Source organism: Delftia sp. RIT313, assembly GCF_000632165.1.
GTDB lineage: Bacteria > Pseudomonadota > Gammaproteobacteria > Burkholderiales > Burkholderiaceae_C > Comamonas > Comamonas acidovorans.
In genome coordinates this window covers 219,434-236,070 of sequence record NZ_JFYT01000001.1, presented here as the reverse complement: position 1 = coordinate 236,070, position 16,637 = coordinate 219,434, and the positions used below count along the sequence as shown (strand labels likewise).

Annotated in this window: 14 protein-coding genes; 10 read left to right on the top strand and 4 right to left on the bottom strand. The window is 65.9% G+C overall.

Translation table 11 applies throughout. The features are described from left to right. Positions 1 to 50: 50 nt before the first annotated feature. Positions 51 to 593, bottom strand: coding sequence for an ureidoglycolate lyase (locus tag BW39_RS01000; RefSeq protein ID WP_034396397.1), 543 nt, complete (start codon positions 591 to 593; stop codon positions 51 to 53). Positions 594 to 796: 203 nt separating this feature from the next. On the opposite strand from BW39_RS01000, the gene BW39_RS00995 reads away from it, so the two are divergent. The 3 genes from BW39_RS00995 to BW39_RS00985 all read left to right on the top strand — a co-directional run bounded on the left by BW39_RS00995 (position 797) and on the right by BW39_RS00985 (position 4,360). Then, the gene (locus BW39_RS00995; RefSeq protein ID WP_043819165.1) at positions 797 to 2,131 is read left to right on the top strand and encodes an MFS transporter; all 1,335 of its coding nucleotides are present in this window, start codon (positions 797 to 799) and stop codon (positions 2,129 to 2,131) included. A gap of 112 nt (positions 2,132 to 2,243) precedes the next feature. After that, entirely contained in the window at positions 2,244 to 2,963 is a 720-nt protein-coding gene (locus BW39_RS00990; protein ID WP_043795813.1) for a FadR/GntR family transcriptional regulator, read from the top strand. Between the two features lie 98 nt (positions 2,964 to 3,061). Further along, the gene (locus BW39_RS00985; protein ID WP_043819164.1) at positions 3,062 to 4,360 is read left to right on the top strand and encodes a sensor histidine kinase; all 1,299 of its coding nucleotides are present in this window, start codon (positions 3,062 to 3,064) and stop codon (positions 4,358 to 4,360) included. A 94-nt stretch (positions 4,361 to 4,454) separates the two neighbouring features. On the opposite strand, the gene bfr is transcribed toward BW39_RS00985, so the two are convergent. Then, positions 4,455 to 4,931: a bacterioferritin gene (gene bfr / locus BW39_RS00980; protein WP_012206872.1), complete on the bottom strand. Its 477-nt coding sequence runs from the start codon at positions 4,929 to 4,931 to the stop codon at positions 4,455 to 4,457. A 368-nt stretch (positions 4,932 to 5,299) separates the two neighbouring features. On the opposite strand from bfr, the gene ahpC reads away from it, so the two are divergent. From ahpC to BW39_RS00955, 5 genes are all read left to right on the top strand, one after another. Continuing rightward, positions 5,300 to 5,863 carry an alkyl hydroperoxide reductase subunit C gene (gene ahpC, locus BW39_RS00975; RefSeq protein WP_012206871.1) on the top strand — a complete coding sequence of 188 codons (564 nt, stop codon included), beginning with the start codon at positions 5,300 to 5,302 and terminating at the stop codon, positions 5,861 to 5,863. Between the two features lie 103 nt (positions 5,864 to 5,966). Further along, positions 5,967 to 7,523: an alkyl hydroperoxide reductase subunit F gene (gene ahpF / locus BW39_RS00970; protein ID WP_012206870.1), complete on the top strand. Its 1,557-nt coding sequence runs from the start codon at positions 5,967 to 5,969 to the stop codon at positions 7,521 to 7,523. 400 nt (positions 7,524 to 7,923) lie between these two features. After that, positions 7,924 to 10,203: a TonB-dependent hemoglobin/transferrin/lactoferrin family receptor gene (locus tag BW39_RS00965; protein ID WP_043819162.1), complete on the top strand. Its 2,280-nt coding sequence runs from the start codon at positions 7,924 to 7,926 to the stop codon at positions 10,201 to 10,203. 66 nt (positions 10,204 to 10,269) lie between these two features. Continuing rightward, entirely contained in the window at positions 10,270 to 10,641 is a 372-nt protein-coding gene (locus tag BW39_RS00960) for a hypothetical protein (RefSeq protein WP_043819292.1), read from the top strand. After that, positions 10,638 to 11,762 (top strand): hemin-degrading factor, encoded by a 1,125-nt coding sequence (locus BW39_RS00955; protein ID WP_043819161.1) that lies wholly within the window; start codon positions 10,638 to 10,640, stop codon positions 11,760 to 11,762. Before BW39_RS00960 ends, BW39_RS00955 begins: the two co-directional genes overlap by 4 nt. Positions 11,763 to 11,810: 48 nt before the next feature. Here the strand turns inward: BW39_RS00955 and BW39_RS00950 are convergent, their stop codons facing one another. Next, positions 11,811 to 12,095: a DUF2798 domain-containing protein gene (locus tag BW39_RS00950; RefSeq protein WP_043819160.1), complete on the bottom strand. Its 285-nt coding sequence runs from the start codon at positions 12,093 to 12,095 to the stop codon at positions 11,811 to 11,813. Positions 12,096 to 12,239: 144 nt separating this feature from the next. Here BW39_RS00950 and BW39_RS00945 point away from each other — a divergent pair, with 144 nt between their 5' ends. Beyond that, positions 12,240 to 13,184 (top strand): LysR family transcriptional regulator, encoded by a 945-nt coding sequence (locus tag BW39_RS00945; RefSeq protein ID WP_043819159.1) that lies wholly within the window; start codon positions 12,240 to 12,242, stop codon positions 13,182 to 13,184. A 15-nt stretch (positions 13,185 to 13,199) separates the two neighbouring features. Here BW39_RS00945 and ppsR read toward each other — a convergent pair whose 3' ends face one another. Then, a complete protein-coding gene (gene ppsR, locus BW39_RS00940) occupies positions 13,200 to 14,021 on the bottom strand; it encodes a posphoenolpyruvate synthetase regulatory kinase/phosphorylase PpsR (RefSeq protein ID WP_012206864.1) in 822 nt (273 codons plus the stop codon). A gap of 209 nt (positions 14,022 to 14,230) precedes the next feature. Here ppsR and ppsA point away from each other — a divergent pair, with 209 nt between their 5' ends. Then, positions 14,231 to 16,621, top strand: a complete 2,391-nt coding sequence (gene ppsA, locus BW39_RS00935; protein WP_012206863.1) for a phosphoenolpyruvate synthase — start codon at positions 14,231 to 14,233, stop codon at positions 16,619 to 16,621. The last annotated feature ends 16 nt before the right edge of the window (positions 16,622 to 16,637 follow it).

Below are 16,637 nucleotides of genomic sequence, written 5' to 3'. Positions count from 1 at the left end.
AAAGCCGCCCTCGGGCGGCTTTGTTCATTGGTTCATTGGGTGGGCCGAATTCAGGCCTGTGCGCTGTCCAGGTCCAGCACAACGCCCTCGGCGCCGCCGATGGGCAGCACGTCGCAGTTGTCGCCAGGGCCGCCACGGTCGATCACGATGAAGCGCGCCGGCGCATTCAACGCGATCAGCGAGTGATGCCAGACGCCGCGCCGGTAGTTCACGCCCTGGCGGCCGTTGGTGATGAAGGCGCGCAGGTCGGCGGTTGCCACCTGTTCGCCCAGGGGGGCCACCACCACGATGAAGGGCTGTGCATCCAGCGGCATGAAGGCCTGGCTGCCCAGGGGGTGGCGCTCCATGCTGGTCAGCCGCAGGGGCAGCGCATAGGGCCGGGCATGGAACAGGTTGATCAGCCCATGGCCTTCGCTGCCGCCCGTGTCCACGCGGGCCAGGGCGTGGTAGCGCTCGGTCATGCCATCGTTGATGAGCAGCGGTGTGTGGCCTGTGCTGTCCAGGACCTCGCCAAACTCGGCAAAGGCCTCGGCGGTCAGCGGCTGGGCGCGCAGGCAAAGGCTGGCGGGGCGGGTCTCTGACAAGGTGTTCACGAAGTTTTGCCTCTTGTTTTCGTACTGGTAATACCAGTTTGCAGTTGGACCGGATTTTTGTCAAACCTCGGGGAATTAGTTTTGCTTGCGTTGAATTGGGGTAAATGCGAGTGCACATGGCAAAGCGCTGGGGGTACCGTTCGCTTCGTAATTTCATACCGGTAATACCAGTTGATCACAACTCCTCAACCAAGGACTCCCTGATGTCATCTCTTCCCGCATCTGCCGAGGTCGCCGGCGCGGCGCCGGCGCTGGCCAGCGAAACGCAGGCCGAGGCCGCCGTCTACCGCAAGGTGGCCTGGCGCCTGCTGCCCTTCATCATGGCCTGCTATGTGGCGGCCTACCTGGACCGGGTGAACGTGGGGTTCGCCAAGCTGCATATGCTGGCCGACCTGCAGTTCAGCGAAGCCATGTACGGCCTGGGTGCGGGGCTGTTCTTCATCGGCTACTTCTTCTTCGAGGTGCCCAGCAACATGCTGATGCACCGCATAGGCGCCAAGGCCACCATCTCGCGGATCATGATCATGTGGAGCCTGATCTCGGCGGCCATGATGTTCGTGAGCACGCCCACGCAGTTCTACGTGCTGCGCTTTCTGCTGGGCGCGGCCGAGGCGGGTTTCTACCCCGGCATGATCCTGTACATGACCTACTGGTTTCCGTCGTACCGGCGCGCCCGCATGGTGGCGCTGTTCATGTGCGCGATTCCGGTCTCGGGCATCCTGGGCGGCCCGCTGTCGGGCGGCATCATGGACCTGATGCAGGGCGTGGCGGGCCTGCGCGGCTGGCAATGGCTGTTCCTGCTCGAGGCCATCCCCTCGATGATCCTGGGCCTGGCCGTGCTCTGGTACCTGGACAACGGCATCCGCGCCGCACGCTGGTTGACCGAGGCGGAAAAGACCCTGCTGGAGCGCAACATCGCCCGCGAGAACGCCAGCAAGAGCGATAGCCATGTGACGCTGCGCGCGCTGTTCTCCGACCCGCGCATCATCAAGATGGCCCTGATCTGCTTTTGCACCGTCATGGGCCAGTACGGCCTCACGTTCTGGCTGCCCAGCCTGATCCGCCAGTCGGGCGTGGAGGGGGCCTTTCACATCGGCCTGCTGACGGCCGTGCCGTTCTCGGTGGCCGTGGTGTCCATGAATCTGGTCAGCCGCAGTTCGGACCGCATGCGCGAGCGCCGCTGGCACCTGATCGTGCCGTTCTGCGTGGGCGCAGCGGGCCTGATGCTGTCGGCCATCTTCAGCGGCAACGTCTATCTGTCGCTGGCCGCCCTGGCGCTGGCCGCGGGCGGCAGCCTGGCGACCTCTCCGCTGTTCTGGAGCCTGCCCACGGCCATCCTGTCCAGCGCGGGTGCGGCAGCCGGCATTGCGCTGATCAACTCCTTTGCCAACCTGGCCGGCTTCATCAGTCCCTACATGATCGGCCTCATCAAGGATGCGACACAGAGCACCAATGCCGCCATGTTCGTGCTGGCCGGCGTGCTGCTGTTCGGGGCCTTCCTGACCTATACGGTGCCGGCCAAGCTGGTCAACAAGTAGAGGCACCAACGCTGCACGACCCACGACCACACGACCCACGACCATGCGGCAGCGGTGCGCAGTCGCTAAGATCAGCGCACCTGCCGCCCCCGACCCCGAGACCTGCCAACGCATGGAACCCAGCACCGCTTCCAGTCCTTCCGCCAGCACCGCCGTTGCCGGCAATGCCGCCCGCGTGATCCGCGAGTGGATCGAGGGCGGCGTGTATCCGGTGGGCGCGCTGCTGCCGTCGCAGCGCGACCTGTCGGAGCAACTGGGCATCAGCCGGACCTCGCTGCGTGAGGCACTGTCCACGCTGCAGGGGCTGGGCCTGGTCGTGGCGCGGCCCGGCAAGGGCATGTACGTGACCGAGGCCACCGACGCCCCGGCCTCCGCCGCAGAGGCCTGGCGCTTTGCCGACTCGCATGCGCTCACCGATGTCTATCAGCTGCGCTATGCGCTGGAGGGCTTTGTGGCACGCCTGGCCGCCCTGGTGGTGCAGCCCGAAGACGTGGCGGCCCTGCAGGCCAACCTGCAGGCCATGCAGCAAAGCATCGAGCTGGCCGATTTCGTGCAGGCCACGCGCCTGGATTTCGAATTTCACCTGCAGATCGCCACCATCTCGGGCAACCATGCGATTGCCGACGTGCTGCGCGGCAGCGGCGAGGTCATGCAGGAAAGCCAGCGCCTGCCGTACTACAAGCGCGGCGCGCGCCATGCGACCGCCGAGGAGCATGCCGCCATCATCGAGGCCCTGTCCCAGGGGCGGCCCGAACTGGCGCAGCAGGCCATGGCCACGCACATCGTGCAGGCTGCCCAGCGCGCGGGCGTGCACTTTCCCACCGGCCTGTAGGCGCGCCGGCACGAGCCCGATCGGCCGGGTTTTTGGCCTTACCATCCTTGGCGCAACGCATTTTTTCCCTCTCTACAGACCGCCACGGATGCCGATCCATGACAAGCCAAGGAAATGAACTCTGCATACTGGCAGACGCCCTCGCGGCGCAGCGCGAAGGACTCTTGCAGACATGGCGCAAGGCCGTCAGGCGGGACCCGGCACTGACCGCCGGCGAGGCGCTTCCCCGCACCCAGTTGAACGATCACATTCCGGCCGTGCTGGCCGCGTTCGAGCAGCAATTGCGAGCCCTCGGCGGTGCCCCGGCAGGCGCTGCCGAGCCGCCGGGCGATGGCGAGCAGGCCGCCGCCCACGGCCTGCACCGCTGGCAACAGGGCTATGACCTGCATGAAGTCGTGCGCGAGCTGGGCCTGCTCAACGAAGTCATGGTGGCGCAACTGGAGGCCTATGCCGAGGAGCATCCCGATGCGCATGGCGCCATGCCCGTTGCGCGCAAGGCCTGGGCCGCCACCTACACGCGCGACGTGCAGGACAGCAGCACCCAGTATTTCCGCCTGCAGCAGCAGGAGGCCGAGGGCCATGTCCGGGACCTGGAAGCGGCGCTGCATGACGTGAGCACGCTGGACCTGCAGCGCTCGCAACTGTGGGAGCAGGTCGCGCATGACCTGCGCAGCAACGTCGGCGTGGTGGCCAATGTGACGCATGGCCTGGGCATGCAGCATGCGCCGGCGCAGTCGCGCGAGAAACTCCTGCGCATGCTGGACCGCAACGTCCAGTCGCTGCGCCATCTGCTGGATGACGTGACGGAACTGGCCAAGCTGCACGCCGGGCGCGAGCATCGCCAGCTGACCTCCTTTGACGCAGCCGAGGTGATCACCCATCTGTGCGAGGGACTGCAGGCCCTGGCCAACGATCGCGGCCTGTACCTGCACCTGCAGGGGCCGGGGACGATGCCGGTGGAAGGCGATGCCTTGAAACTGCGCCGCATCGCGCAGAACCTGATACTCAACGCGCTCAAGTACACCCAGGAGGGCGGTGTCACGGTGAAGTGGGCTCTGGGCGATGGGGAGGACCGGCGCCGCTGGATGCTCTCCATCGGGGACACGGGCCCTGGCATGGCGCCTGCGGCGCCTTTGGTTGCCGCCCTCAAACAGGCCACGGACATGGACCCTTCGGGCCACCTGGGGACGGCGGCGTCCGGGGAGGTCCGCACCGGGGGCGCGCCGCAGCAAGGCGGTGCGGCGGCCAGCTACCGCAGCGGCGCAGGCGAGGGGATCGGCCTGTCCATCGTCAAGCGGCTGGCGGAATTGCTGGACGCCACGATCGAGGTGCAGTCGGCCGCGCAGACCGGCACGACCTTTCTTCTGTTGTTTCCGCTGCGGTATGCCGACGAGTGACCGATAGCCGGGCCAGAAGATGAAAAAACGGGCACACAGGCCCGTCGTTTCGAGTGCGGGGTGCGGCCTGTGCCGCCGCCCCTGAGTCCGATGCTCAGGACTCTTCGTCCATCTGCGACTGCAGGTAGTTCTGGATGCCGACCTTGTCGATCAGGTCCAGCTGGGTTTCGAGGTAGTCGATGTGCTCCTCGGTATCGTCCAGGATCTTTTGCAGCAGATCGCGCGAGACATAGTCGCGCACGCTTTCGCAGTGGGCGATGCCATCCTTGATGGTCTGCTGCGCGGTTTTCTCGCTGCTCAGGTCGCAAGCCAGGGCTTCGGGCACGTCCTCGCCGACTTGCAGCTTGCCCAGGTCCTGCAGGTTGGGCAGGCCGTCGAGCACGAAGATGCGGTCCATGAGCCAGTCGGCGTGCTTCATCTCGCCGATGGACTCCTTGTATTCCTTCTTGGCCAGCCTGTCGAAGCCCCAGTGCTTGTACATGCGGTAGTGCAGGAAGTACTGGTTGATGGCCGTCAGCTCGTTCTTGAGCTGGGCTTGCAGCCAGGTGATGACTTGTGCGTCGCCTTGCATGGGGAACTCCTTTGTTGTACGTGGGGGACCGCGCCGATCGCCGGCCGCTATAGGGGTGGATTGTCTAGGGTTTCTGCGTCAGATCAAGCAAACCCCTGTTATCGCGCATTGGCTGCTTATGAGGCGCGTTCTCGTTTGCGGGCCGGCTGCCGACGCGGCTGCGGGGTTGCTGCATTGCCTTGTCATATTTCGGCCCAAAATAGCCTCTTCAGGCCGGTGGCGGGCTGGTCAAGCCCGCAGGCCTGGAGACCAAGGATGTTCACATAGTTTTTGGCAATCGGATGAATTCAATCAATTCATTGGATCAATCGATTGCCTGGGCCTAGACTTCGTCCTGTGTTCACTCACCAACCACAAAGGAAACAGCAATGTCCGTGATCAACACCCAAATCAAGCCCTTCAAGACGCAGGCCTTCAAGAATGGCAAGTTCATCGAAGTGACCGAAAAGGACGTCCTGGGCAAGTGGGCCGTGTTCTTCTTCTACCCCGCTGACTTCACCTTCGTGTGCCCCACCGAACTGGGCGACGTGGCCGACCATTACGACGAACTGCAAAAGCTGGGCGTGGAAGTCTTCTCCGTGTCCACCGACACCCACTTCGTGCACAAGGCATGGCACGACACGTCTGACACCATCCGCAAGATCAAGTACACGATGCTGGGCGACCCCACCTGGGAAATCAGCAACAACTTCGAAGTCCTGCGTCCCGGCCAGGGCCTGGCTGACCGCGGCACCTTCATCGTCGATCCCGATGGCGTGATCCAGGCCGTGGAAATCACCGCCGAAGGCATTGGCCGCAACGCCGTCGATCTGCTGCGCAAGGTCAAGGCTGCCCAGTACGTCCGCAACCACCCAGGTGAAGTCTGCCCCGCCAAGTGGGAAGAAGGCGACAAGACCCTGGCTCCCTCGCTCGACCTGGTCGGCAAGATCTAAGCGGTACACCGCTTCCTGTTCACAGTTGAACTGTTGAAGACGCCCGGGTGCCTGGCGCCCGGGCTTTTTTTTCCGAAAATTCGTATTTCCCTAGGAGTCCGACATGCTTGACAACAACCTGAAAGCCCAATTGCAGGCCTACCTGGAGCGCCTGCAGCGTCCGGTGGAGCTGGTGGCTTCGCTGGATGACAGCCAGGGTGCGCGCGAGCTGAAGGAACTGCTGCTGGAAATCCGCGAGCTGAGCGACAAGATCACCGTCGTCGAGCACAACGACGCCGAGGTGCGCAAGCCCTCGTTCCTGATCACCAATCCCGGCGTGGACAGCGGCGTGCGTTTCGCAGGCGTCCCCCTGGGCCATGAATTCACCTCGCTGGTGCTGGCCCTGCTGCAGGTCGGCGGCCATCCGTCCAAGGAATCGGCCGAGCTGCTGGAGCAGGTGCGCAATATCGACGTGCCGCTGCACTTCGAGACCTATTACTCGCTGTCCTGCCACAACTGTCCCGACGTGGTGCAGGCGCTGAACCTGATGTCCGTGCTCAATCCCAAGATCAGCCATACCGCCATCGACGGCGGGCTGTTCCAGAAGGAAGTCGAGCAGCGCGAAGTCATGGGCGTGCCCACCGTCTTTGTGAACGGCGAGCGCTTCGGCCAGGGCCGCATGGAGCTGGCCGAGATCGTGGCCAAGGTCGATACCGGCGCCGCTTCGCGTGAAGCGGCCAAGATTTCCGCCAAGGATGCCTTCGACGTGCTGATCGTCGGCGGCGGCCCGGCCGGCGCGGCCGCTGCCATCTATGCGGCGCGCAAGGGCATCCGCACCGGCATCGCCGCCGAGCGCTTCGGTGGTCAGGTGCTGGACACCGTGGACATCGAGAACTTCATCTCGGTCTCCAAGACCGAAGGCCCGCAACTGGCCGCCGCCATGGAGCGCCATGTGCGCGACTACGAGGTGGACATCATGAACCTGCAGACGGCGTCCAAACTGATTCCGGCTGCCACGGAAGGCGGGCTGATCGAGGTGCAGACCGCCTCGGGCGCCAGCCTCAAGGCCAAGACCGTCATCCTCTCGACCGGCGCGCGCTGGCGCAACATGAATGTGCCGGGCGAGGACAAGTACCGCACCAAGGGCGTGACCTACTGCCCGCACTGCGACGGTCCCTTGTTCAAGGGCAAGAATGTGGCCGTCATCGGCGGCGGCAATTCGGGCGTTGAAGCGGCCATCGACTTGGCCGGCATCGTGCGCAGCGTGACGCTGCTGGAGTTCGCCAGCGAGCTCAAGGCCGACGCCGTGCTGCAAAAGAAGCTGCGCAGCCTGCCCAACGTCACGGTCATCCTCAACGCCCAGACCACCGAGGTCAACGGCGATGGCAAGAAGGTCACCGGCCTGACCTACAAGGACCGCACGACGGAAGAGGTCAAGACCGTGGCGCTGGAAGGCATCTTCGTGCAGATCGGCCTGCTGCCCAACACCGACTGGCTCAAGGGCACGGTGGAGCTGACACGCTTCGGCGAGATCGTGATCGACGCCAAGGGCCACACCAGCGTGCCCGGCGTGTTCGGCGCAGGTGACTGCACCAACGTGCCGTACAAGCAGATCATCATCGCTGCCGGTGCCGGCTCCACGGCTGCGCTGTCGGCCTTCGACCACCTGATCCGCCACTGACCAGCCATTGACCAGTTGCTGCTCCGCCATGGCGCGGAGCAGGCGGAGAAAGGGCCCGGATGCCATGGCATCCGGGCCCTTTTTTCATCGCCCTGCCAGGGGCAAAACACCTGGCGCAGCAAGGGGAGGGTGGGGCTATTTTTCATGCCCGCGTCTTCAGGCGCGGGCCTTGTCGCTGTGGGTGTCGCACAGATAGCTGCCTGGCGGCACGCGGCGCCAGCAGGGTTTGTTCCGGGGACCATGCGCCAGATCAAACCAATAAATGAGAACTATTCGCATATAATTTTTCTTCATCCAGCCAGCACATGACGCGCCAACGGCTGGCGGGCCACCCGCCAGCCGCTGCAAGCAGAAGCCAGCTCTCGCACATCCATGTTGATCAGAGAGAGAGGGCTTCGCAATGGCTTACGACTTCGCAATGCAATCAAGCGCCCGGCGGGCGCGCCATCCCCTGGCCGCCGCCTGCGCGCTGCTGTGCGCCTCCGCTGCCCTGGCCCAGGATCCGGGGCAGGCCGCCGCAAACGTTGCAAATGCCGGGGATGCCGACACGCAATTGCTGGCGCAGGCCGCGTCCGGGGTACGGACCCGTGCCCCGGCCCTCAAGGAGATGGTGATCAGCGCCTCGCGCGAGGTGCAGGACCCTGACACCCTGCCCATGAGCATCGACGTGATCGACGCCGGCCGCATGGAACGCGAGCAGGCCAGCGACATCCGCGAGATGGTCAACCTCCTGCCCAATGTCGAGGTGCCGCGTGCCCCGGCCCGCTTCTCGCTGGCGGCCTCGTCGGCCGGGCGTGACCAGAACAGCGGCTTCAACATCCGTGGCCTGGATGGCAACCGCGTGCTCATGCTGGTCGATGGCGTGCGCCTGCCGCGCAGCTACAGCTTCAGCGCCAACAGCTTCGGCCGCGACTACCTGGACCTGGGCCTGGTGCAGCGCGTGGAAATCCTGCGCGGCTCCACGCCGGCGCTCTATGGCTCGGACGGCATGGGCGGCCTGGTCAACTTCGTGACCATGCAGCCGGACGATCTGCTGGGCAAGGACAAGCGCATCGCCGGCCGCGTGGCTGCCGGCTACGACGGCTCGGACAACGGCCGCAAGCTGGGCGCCACCGTGGCGGGCCGTGCCAGCCCCGAATGGGCATGGCTGCTGTCGGCGGGCCTGGGCCGCTCGCACGCGCTGGAGAACATGGGCACGAACAACGTGACGGGCGCGGCGCGCACCACGCCCAATCCCGAGAAAGACCGCAGCGAATCGCTGATGGGCCGCCTGGTCTTCACGCCCAGTGCCGTGCAAAAGCATGTCTTCACCTTCGAGAACGTGGACAAGCGCGCCGACTACGCCCTGCTGTCCGCGCGCTCGGCCACCGTGGCCAATTCCGACTCGCGTACCGACATGAAGCGCTGGCGGGCCAGCTGGCAGGGCCAGTGGCAGCAACTGGGCACGGCGCTGGCCGACGAACTGCAGCTGATGGCCAGCTACCAGAAGTCCGACGCGCGCGAATTCGTCACCGAGACGCGCATCGGCCTGCCCTACCGCGAGCGCGACGTGACCTATGACGAGGACGCGATCCAGCTGCACGCCCAGGCCAGCCGCCTGCTGCGCTGGAGTTCTTCGGCCAGCGGCAAGTTCACCTACGGGCTGGACTACCTCCGCAACAAGGTGGTCAACGCGCAAAACGGCATCACGCCGCCCGTGGGCGAGAGCTTCCCGCTCAAGCGCTTCCCCGACACCACCGAAAGCGCCACCGCCCTGTTCGCCCAGGCCGAACTGCACAACGGCCCCTGGAGCGTGACCCCGGGCCTGCGCGCCGAGCACTACAGCATCAAGCCCCGGCAGAACGGCTTTGTGCCCACCGTGGTCAGCAACTCCGACTCCGCGCTCTCGCCCAAGCTGGGCGTGATGCTGCAGGCCAGCCCGGTCTGGTCCGTCTATGGCAACTATGCGGCAGGTTTCCGGGCGCCCAATGCCGGCCAGATCAACGCTTTCTTCGAGAACCCGGTGGCGTTCTACCGGAACATTCCCAACCCCAACCTGCGGCCTGAAAAGAGCCAGACCTTCGAGCTGGGCCTGCGCGGGCGCATGGACAGGCTGCGCCTGGACGCCGCCGTGTTCACGGGGCGCTACAAGGACTTCATCGTCGACCAGCAACTGGTTGCGGGCCAGCCCGGCAACGCGGCCAACCCCGCCATCTACCAGTCCATCAACGTGGGCCGTGCCCGCATCAGCGGCTTCGAACTCAAGGCCGACTACGACTGGGGCCGCTGGGGCGGCGGCGACTGGCAGACGCGCCTGGCCTATGGCTATACCGACGGCAAGGACACGCAGTCCGACAAGCCGCTGGACACCATCTCGCCCCAGCAACTGGTGCTGGGCGTGCGCTATGAGCGCTCTGCCGTGGGCGTGCAGTTCAACGTCTCGCACTGGAGCGGCAAGAAGGCCGGCGATGTGTCCAACGGCAGCGCCGCCTGGCTCAGCCCCTCGGCCACCGTCGCCGACCTGAGTGCCCAGTGGCGCATACGCCCCGACCTGCGCCTGAACGCCGGCATCTACAACCTGACCGACAAGAAGTACTGGCGCTGGGCCGATGTGCGCGGCCTGGCTGCCAGCACGGCGATTGCCGACGCCTACAGCCAGCCCGGCCGCCATGTGCGGGTGTCGATGGTCAAGGATTTCTGAAGCATGCGCCTGTGGCGCGGGCGCATGCATGTGCAACGCTGCCAACTGAAACGCAAGGAGAACCCCATGCATCCATCCAAGAGTGAGAGCCTTGCCCAGGACGAGGAATACCTGCTGCCCGAGAACGAGGCCGCGCTGGCTGCCACGCTGGCCCTGATGACCGGCTTCGGCCACGGCTGCTGCGACACCCATAGGCCGGCCATGGCCGCACGGGTGGCCGAGCAGCTCGAAAACCTGGCCTGCGCGGGCGGCTTGTCCCATGACATGCGCGCCCTGCTGGGGCGGCTGCAGCAACGCTGGCAGGCAGTGGCCGATGCGGGCGCGCCGTTGCGCTCGCACCGCGCCGTGCCCGATGCCGGAGTGTCCCTGCCTGGAGCCCATGCAGCCCAGCCGGTGCCCCATGCGCTCTGGCACGCACCGCTGGACACCCTGCAATGAGCAGCGCCGTCCACGATGCCGAGGAGGGCGGGCTCCTGATTCCCGTCGATGCTCCCGCAGTCCGCCAGCGCTTTGCGCGGGCGCGCCAGGGTGGCCTGCGCGCCAAGGAGGCCGCCGATTCCCTGGGCCTGCCGGAAGGCGCCGCCATTGCCGCGCATGCGGGCCAGCATGAGGGCAGCCTCCAGGCCGTGCCGCTGCGTGCCGAATGGCTGGCCATCCTGAAGGGCTTGCAGGACTGCGGCCCCGTGATGGCGCTGACGCGCAACGAGTCCACGGTCCACGAAAAGACCGGGGTCTACCAGAAGCTTTCGGCCAACGGCGGCGTGGGCCTTGCCCTGGGCCGCGACATCGACCTGCGAATGTTCTTTGCCCAATGGCATGCCGGCTATGCCGTGACCGAGCAGCCTGCCCAGGCCGGCAGGCCGGCCATGCGCAGCCTGCAGTTCTTCAATGCGCAGGGCCGTGCCGTGCACAAGGTCCATGCGCGCGAGTCCACCGACCTGCAGGCGTGGGAGGCGCTGGTGCAGCGTTTCGCCGAGCCCAGCGCCGGTTACCTGTTCCGCCATGCCCGCCCGCGTGCGCTGCCGCAGGCCGACGAGGCCATCGACGTGCCCGGCCTGAGCACTGCCTGGGCCGCCATGCAGGACACGCATGAATTCTTCGACCTGCTGCGCCGGTTTGGCGCCGAGCGCCAGCAGGCCTTCCGCCTGGTGCCCGGTCACTGCGCGCGGCTGGCGCCCGAGTCCGTGGCCCAGTTGCTGGGCGATGCGGCCGTGGACGGCCTGCCCATCATGGTCTTCGTGGACAGCGGCGGCTGCATACAGATCCACACCGGCCCCGTGCACAACATCCAGCCCATGGACACGCCCGGCGGCGCGCAATGGATCAATGTGATGGACCCGGATTTCAACCTGCATCTGCGCTGCGACCTGATCGCCAGCGTCTGGGCCGTGCAAAAGCCCACGGCCGATGGCGTGGTCACCTCGGTCGAGGCCTTCGATGCCCAGGGCGACCTGATGGCCATGTTCTTTGGCGAGCGCAAGCCGGGCCGGGCCGAGCTGCCCGGCTGGCGCGAACTGGTGGCGGGCCTGCCGCGCCTGGCAGCGCAGGCGCTGGCCTGAGCGCACCCAGGCCCTGAAAAGAAAGATCCGGCCCTGCGTCGGGCCGCGTCAGAGGTGCACGGTGGCAGCCACCAGCCTGCCCACCAGCGGACGCACCACCATCACGCAGACAAAGGCCACGGGCATGGCCAGCACATAGGCCTGTATCACGCGCCGCAGGTAGTCGGCGCCCAGGCCGCTGTTGGCGCCGACGATGGCGCAGCACATCAGAAACGCCATGATGGCCGACATGTAGAAGGCAAAGACGATGGGTGCGAAGCGGCGGTGCAGCTTGCGGCTGCGGGGGGCTGCAGGGGAAATGGAGGCAGAGGTAGATGCGGAGGTAGGAGGCATGGAGACGGATCCGGTCAGGCCGCTTGTCGATTCGGCGCGGCAAGTGCAGGACTGTAGGCAAGGCCCATGCTGCCGTGTAGAGGGCTGCAGCTTGGTGCACTCGTAAGCTATATTGATGAATCCATTTTTCATCCATAGTTTTTTGTGCCTAATCTGCGCTCCATCGAGACCTTCGTCAAAGCCCTGGAAGGCGGCTCCATTGCCTCGGCTGCGCGCCAGCTGGGCATTTCTCCGGCTGCGGCCAGCCAGAACATCGCCCGGCTGGAGCGCGAGCTGGGCACGCGGCTGATTACGCGCACCACGCGATCCATGGCGTTGACCGAGGCGGGCGAGCGCTATCTGGCGCGCGTGGGCCCCGTGCTGCAGGAGCTGGAAAAAGCGCAGTCCGACCTGTCCCAGCTGCACGGCGAGTTGCAGGGCCGGCTGCGCATCGCCTGCATGGCAGCCTTTGGCCGCCATGTGCTGGCGCCGCTGCTGCCGGCCTTTGCCGCGCAGCATCCCCGGCTGGAGCTGGAGTTGCTGGTGGTGGACCGGCAGGTGGATGTGCTCAAGGAAGATGTGGACATCAGCGTGCGTTACCGCGATGTGCTGGAGCCCGGCATGGCCGTGCGCCAACTGGCGGCCGTGCCGCGCGTGCTGTGTGCATCACCGGCCTATCTGCAGGCCCATGGCAGGCCACGGACGGCCCAGGATCTGCTGGACCATGCCTGCCTGCTGTACCGGCGCGAGGCCGATGGCCGCTTCATGCGCTGGCCGTTTTCACGCGACGGCAAGCGCGTGGACCCGCAGCTGCGCGTGACCGCCATCGCCAGCGACGTGGATGCCCTGACCGAGATGGCCGTGGCCGGGGGCGGCATTGTCTGGATCGGCAGCTTCATTGCCCACCGCTACATGCGCGAAGGACTGCTGCAGCCGCTGGCCCTGGGCCCGGCCCGCAAGGGGCAGCTGCATTTCGAGGACACCACGCTGGATTTCTTCGCCTGCTTTCGAGACCGCCAGTACGTGCCGACCAAGGTGCGGGCCCTGGTGGACTACCTGGTCGAGACGCTGCCGCAGCAGCCCATGCTGCGCTGGAACGTCCCGGCCTGAGCAGCGCAGGGGAGGCTAGTGCCCCAGGTGCTGGGGCAGCACCTCCTGCAGGATGGTGGTGGCGATTTCCTCGATGGACTTGGTCGTGCTCGACAGCCACGGTATGCCGCTGCGGCGCATCATGGATTCGGCCTCGGCCACCTCGTAGCGGCAATTGACGAGGCTGGCGTACTTGGAGTCGGGCCGGCGTTCGTTGCGGATGCTGGACAGGCGCTGCGGATCGATGGTCAGGCCGAACAGCTTCTTGCGCGAGGGCACCAGGGCGGGCGGCAGCTGCTTGCGCTCGAAATCCTCGGGGATCAGCGGGTAGTTGGCCACCTTGAGGCCGAACTGCATGGCCAGGTACAGGCTGGTGGGGGTCTTGCCGCTGCGCGACACACCGACCAGGATCACGTCGGCGCCCGTCAGGTCCTGGTGGGTCTGGCCGTCGTCATGGGCCAGCGTGTAGTTGATGGCCTCCATGCGCTCCAGGTACTCCTTGCTCTCGCTGATGTCGGCGAAGCGGCCCACGCGGTGCAGCGATTTCTGGCCCAGCTCCAGCTCCAGCGGCCGCACGAAGGTGCCGAACATGTCGAACACCTTGCCCTTGCACTGGCTCTCGATCAGGTCGAGCATGTCCTGGTTGACCAGGGTGGTGAAGACGATGGGCTTGTGGCTTTCCGACTCGGCCACATGGTTGATCTGGCGCACTGCCTGGTGCACCTTGTCCATGGTGTCCACGAAGGGGATGCGGACCAGGCGCGACTTGGTGTCGAACTGGGCCATGATGGCCGTGCCGAAGGTCTCGGCTGTAATGCCAGTGCCATCGGAGATGACGAAGATGGTGTGGGTGTGCATGGTGGTCGGACTCTGGACAGGGGGGCTGCCGTCGGTTCACGGCAAACGCCTACAATGGCGCCCATTATTCCCAATTTCCCATCCATGCTCGCTGCCGGCCTCCAACCAGAACAGCAAAGCCTCGCGCATGCCTGCGTGGATGGATCGACCGTGCCCGGCTTTGGCAGCCGGGGCGGCGCACGACGGTTTTCAACTTCTGGAGCTTTCCCATGTCTCAACTGTTCGAGGCCACCGCCCTCGTCGTTCCGTTTGAACAACTGAGGATGACCGATGTCGAGTCCGTAGGCGGCAAGAACGCCTCGCTCGGCGAAATGATCTCGCAGCTGCCGCAAGGCGTGCGCGTTCCCACGGGCTTTGCCACCACGGCCCACGCCTTCCGCCAGTTCCTGGCCCACGACGGCCTGGCCGACAAGATCAGTGCCAAGCTGGCCGCCCTGGACGTGGAAGACGTCCGCGCCCTGGCCCAGGTCGGTGCCGAAATCCGTGCCCTGGTCGAGAACCAGCCCTTCCCGGCCGATCTGGAGCAGGCCATCCGCGAGGAATTCGTGCGGCTGCAGGGCGGCAACGAGGCAGCCTCGTTCGCCGTGCGCTCCTCGGCCACGGCCGAAGACCTGCCCGACGCTTCGTTCGCCGGCCAGCAGGAAACCTTCCTGAACGTGGTGGGCATCGAGTCGGTGCTGCACAAGATGAAGGAAGTCTTCGCCTCGCTGTACAACGACCGCGCCATCTCCTACCGCGTGCACAAGGGCTTTGCCCACGACGTGGTGGCCCTGTCGGCCGGCGTGCAGCGCATGGTGCGTTCCGACCTGGGCGCTGCCGGCGTGATGTTCACCATCGACACCGAATCGGGCTTCGAGGAAGTCGTCTTCATCACCTCCAGCTACGGCCTGGGCGAGACCGTGGTGCAGGGCGCCGTCAATCCTGACGAGTTCTATGTGCACAAGCCCATGCTCAAGGCCGGCAAGAAGGCCCTGATCCGCCGCAACCTGGGCTCCAAGCTGATCCAGATGGTCTTTGCCTCGCCCGAGGAAAAGGCCGCCAGCGGCAAGCTGGTCAAGACCACCGACGTGGCCCATGAGCTGCGCAACCGCTACTCGCTGTCCGACGAGGACGTGCAGCAGCTGGCCCACTATGCCCTGGTCATCGAGCAGCACTATGGCCGTCCCATGGACATCGAGTGGGGCAAGGACGGCACGGACGGCCAGCTCTACATCCTGCAGGCCCGCCCCGAGACCGTGAAAAGCCAGGCCAAGGGCCAGGCCGAGCAGCGCTACGCCCTCAAGGGCACGGGCAATGTGCTGGCCGAAGGCCGCGCCATTGGCCAGAAGATCGGCACGGGCCCCGTGCGCCTGGTCAATGACATCGCCAACATGGACCAGGTCCAGCCCGGCGACGTGCTGGTGACCGACATGACCGATCCCAACTGGGAGCCGGTGATGAAGCGCGCCTCGGCCATCGTCACCAACCGTGGCGGCCGTACCTGCCACGCGGCCATCATTGCGCGCGAACTGGGCATTCCGGCCGTGGTCGGCTGCGGCAATGCCACCGACCTGCTCAAGGACGGCACCCTGGTCACCGTCAGCTGCGCCGAAGGCGATACCGGCAAGATCTACGACGGCCTGATCGAGACCGAGATCACCGAAGTGCAGCGTGGCGAGATGCCCGCCATCAAGACCAAGATCATGATGAACGTGGGCAACCCCCAGCTGGCCTTCGACTTCGCCCAGCTGCCCAACGAGGGCGTGGGCCTGGCCCGCCTGGAGTTCATCATCAACAACAACATCGGCGTGCACCCCAAGGCCATCCTGGACTACCCCGCCGTCGATGCCGACCTCAAGAAGGCCGTCGAGTCCGTGGCCCGCGGCCATGCCTCGCCGCGTGCCTTCTATGTGGACAAGGTTGCCGAAGGCGTGGCCACGATTGCCGCCGCCTTCTGGCCCAAGCCCGTCATCGTGCGCATGTCGGACTTCAAGTCCAACGAGTACCGCAAGCTCATCGGCGGCAGCCGCTACGAGCCCGAGGAAGAGAACCCCATGCTGGGCTTCCGTGGCGCCGCGCGCTACATCTCCGAGGACTTCGGCGAGGCCTTCCGCATGGAGTGCGAGGCACTGCGCCGCGTGCGCGAGGACATGGGCCTGACCAACGTGCAGATCATGATTCCCTTCGTGCGCACGCTCAAGCAGGCCGAGCGCGTCACCCAGCTGCTGGCGGCCAACGGCCTCAAGCGCGGCGACAACGAACTCAAGCTCATCATGATGTGCGAGGTGCCCTCCAACGCCATCCTGGCCGACGAGTTCCTCGAGTTCTTCGACGGCTTCTCCATCGGCTCCAACGACCTGACCCAGCTGACGCTGGGCCTGGACCGCGACTCCGGCCTGGAGCTGCTGGCTGCCGACTTCGACGAGCGCGACCCCGCCGTGCGCAAGATGCTGTCGCGCGCCATCAAGGCCTGCCTGGACCAGGGCAAGTACGTGGGCATCTGCGGCCAGGGCCCTTCGGACCACCCGGACTTCGCCCAATGGCTGGCTGACGAAGGCATTGCCTCCATCTCGCTGAATCCCGACAGCGTGGTCGCCACCTGGCAGCGCCTGGCGCAGTAAGGGCTGGCAGCGTCGC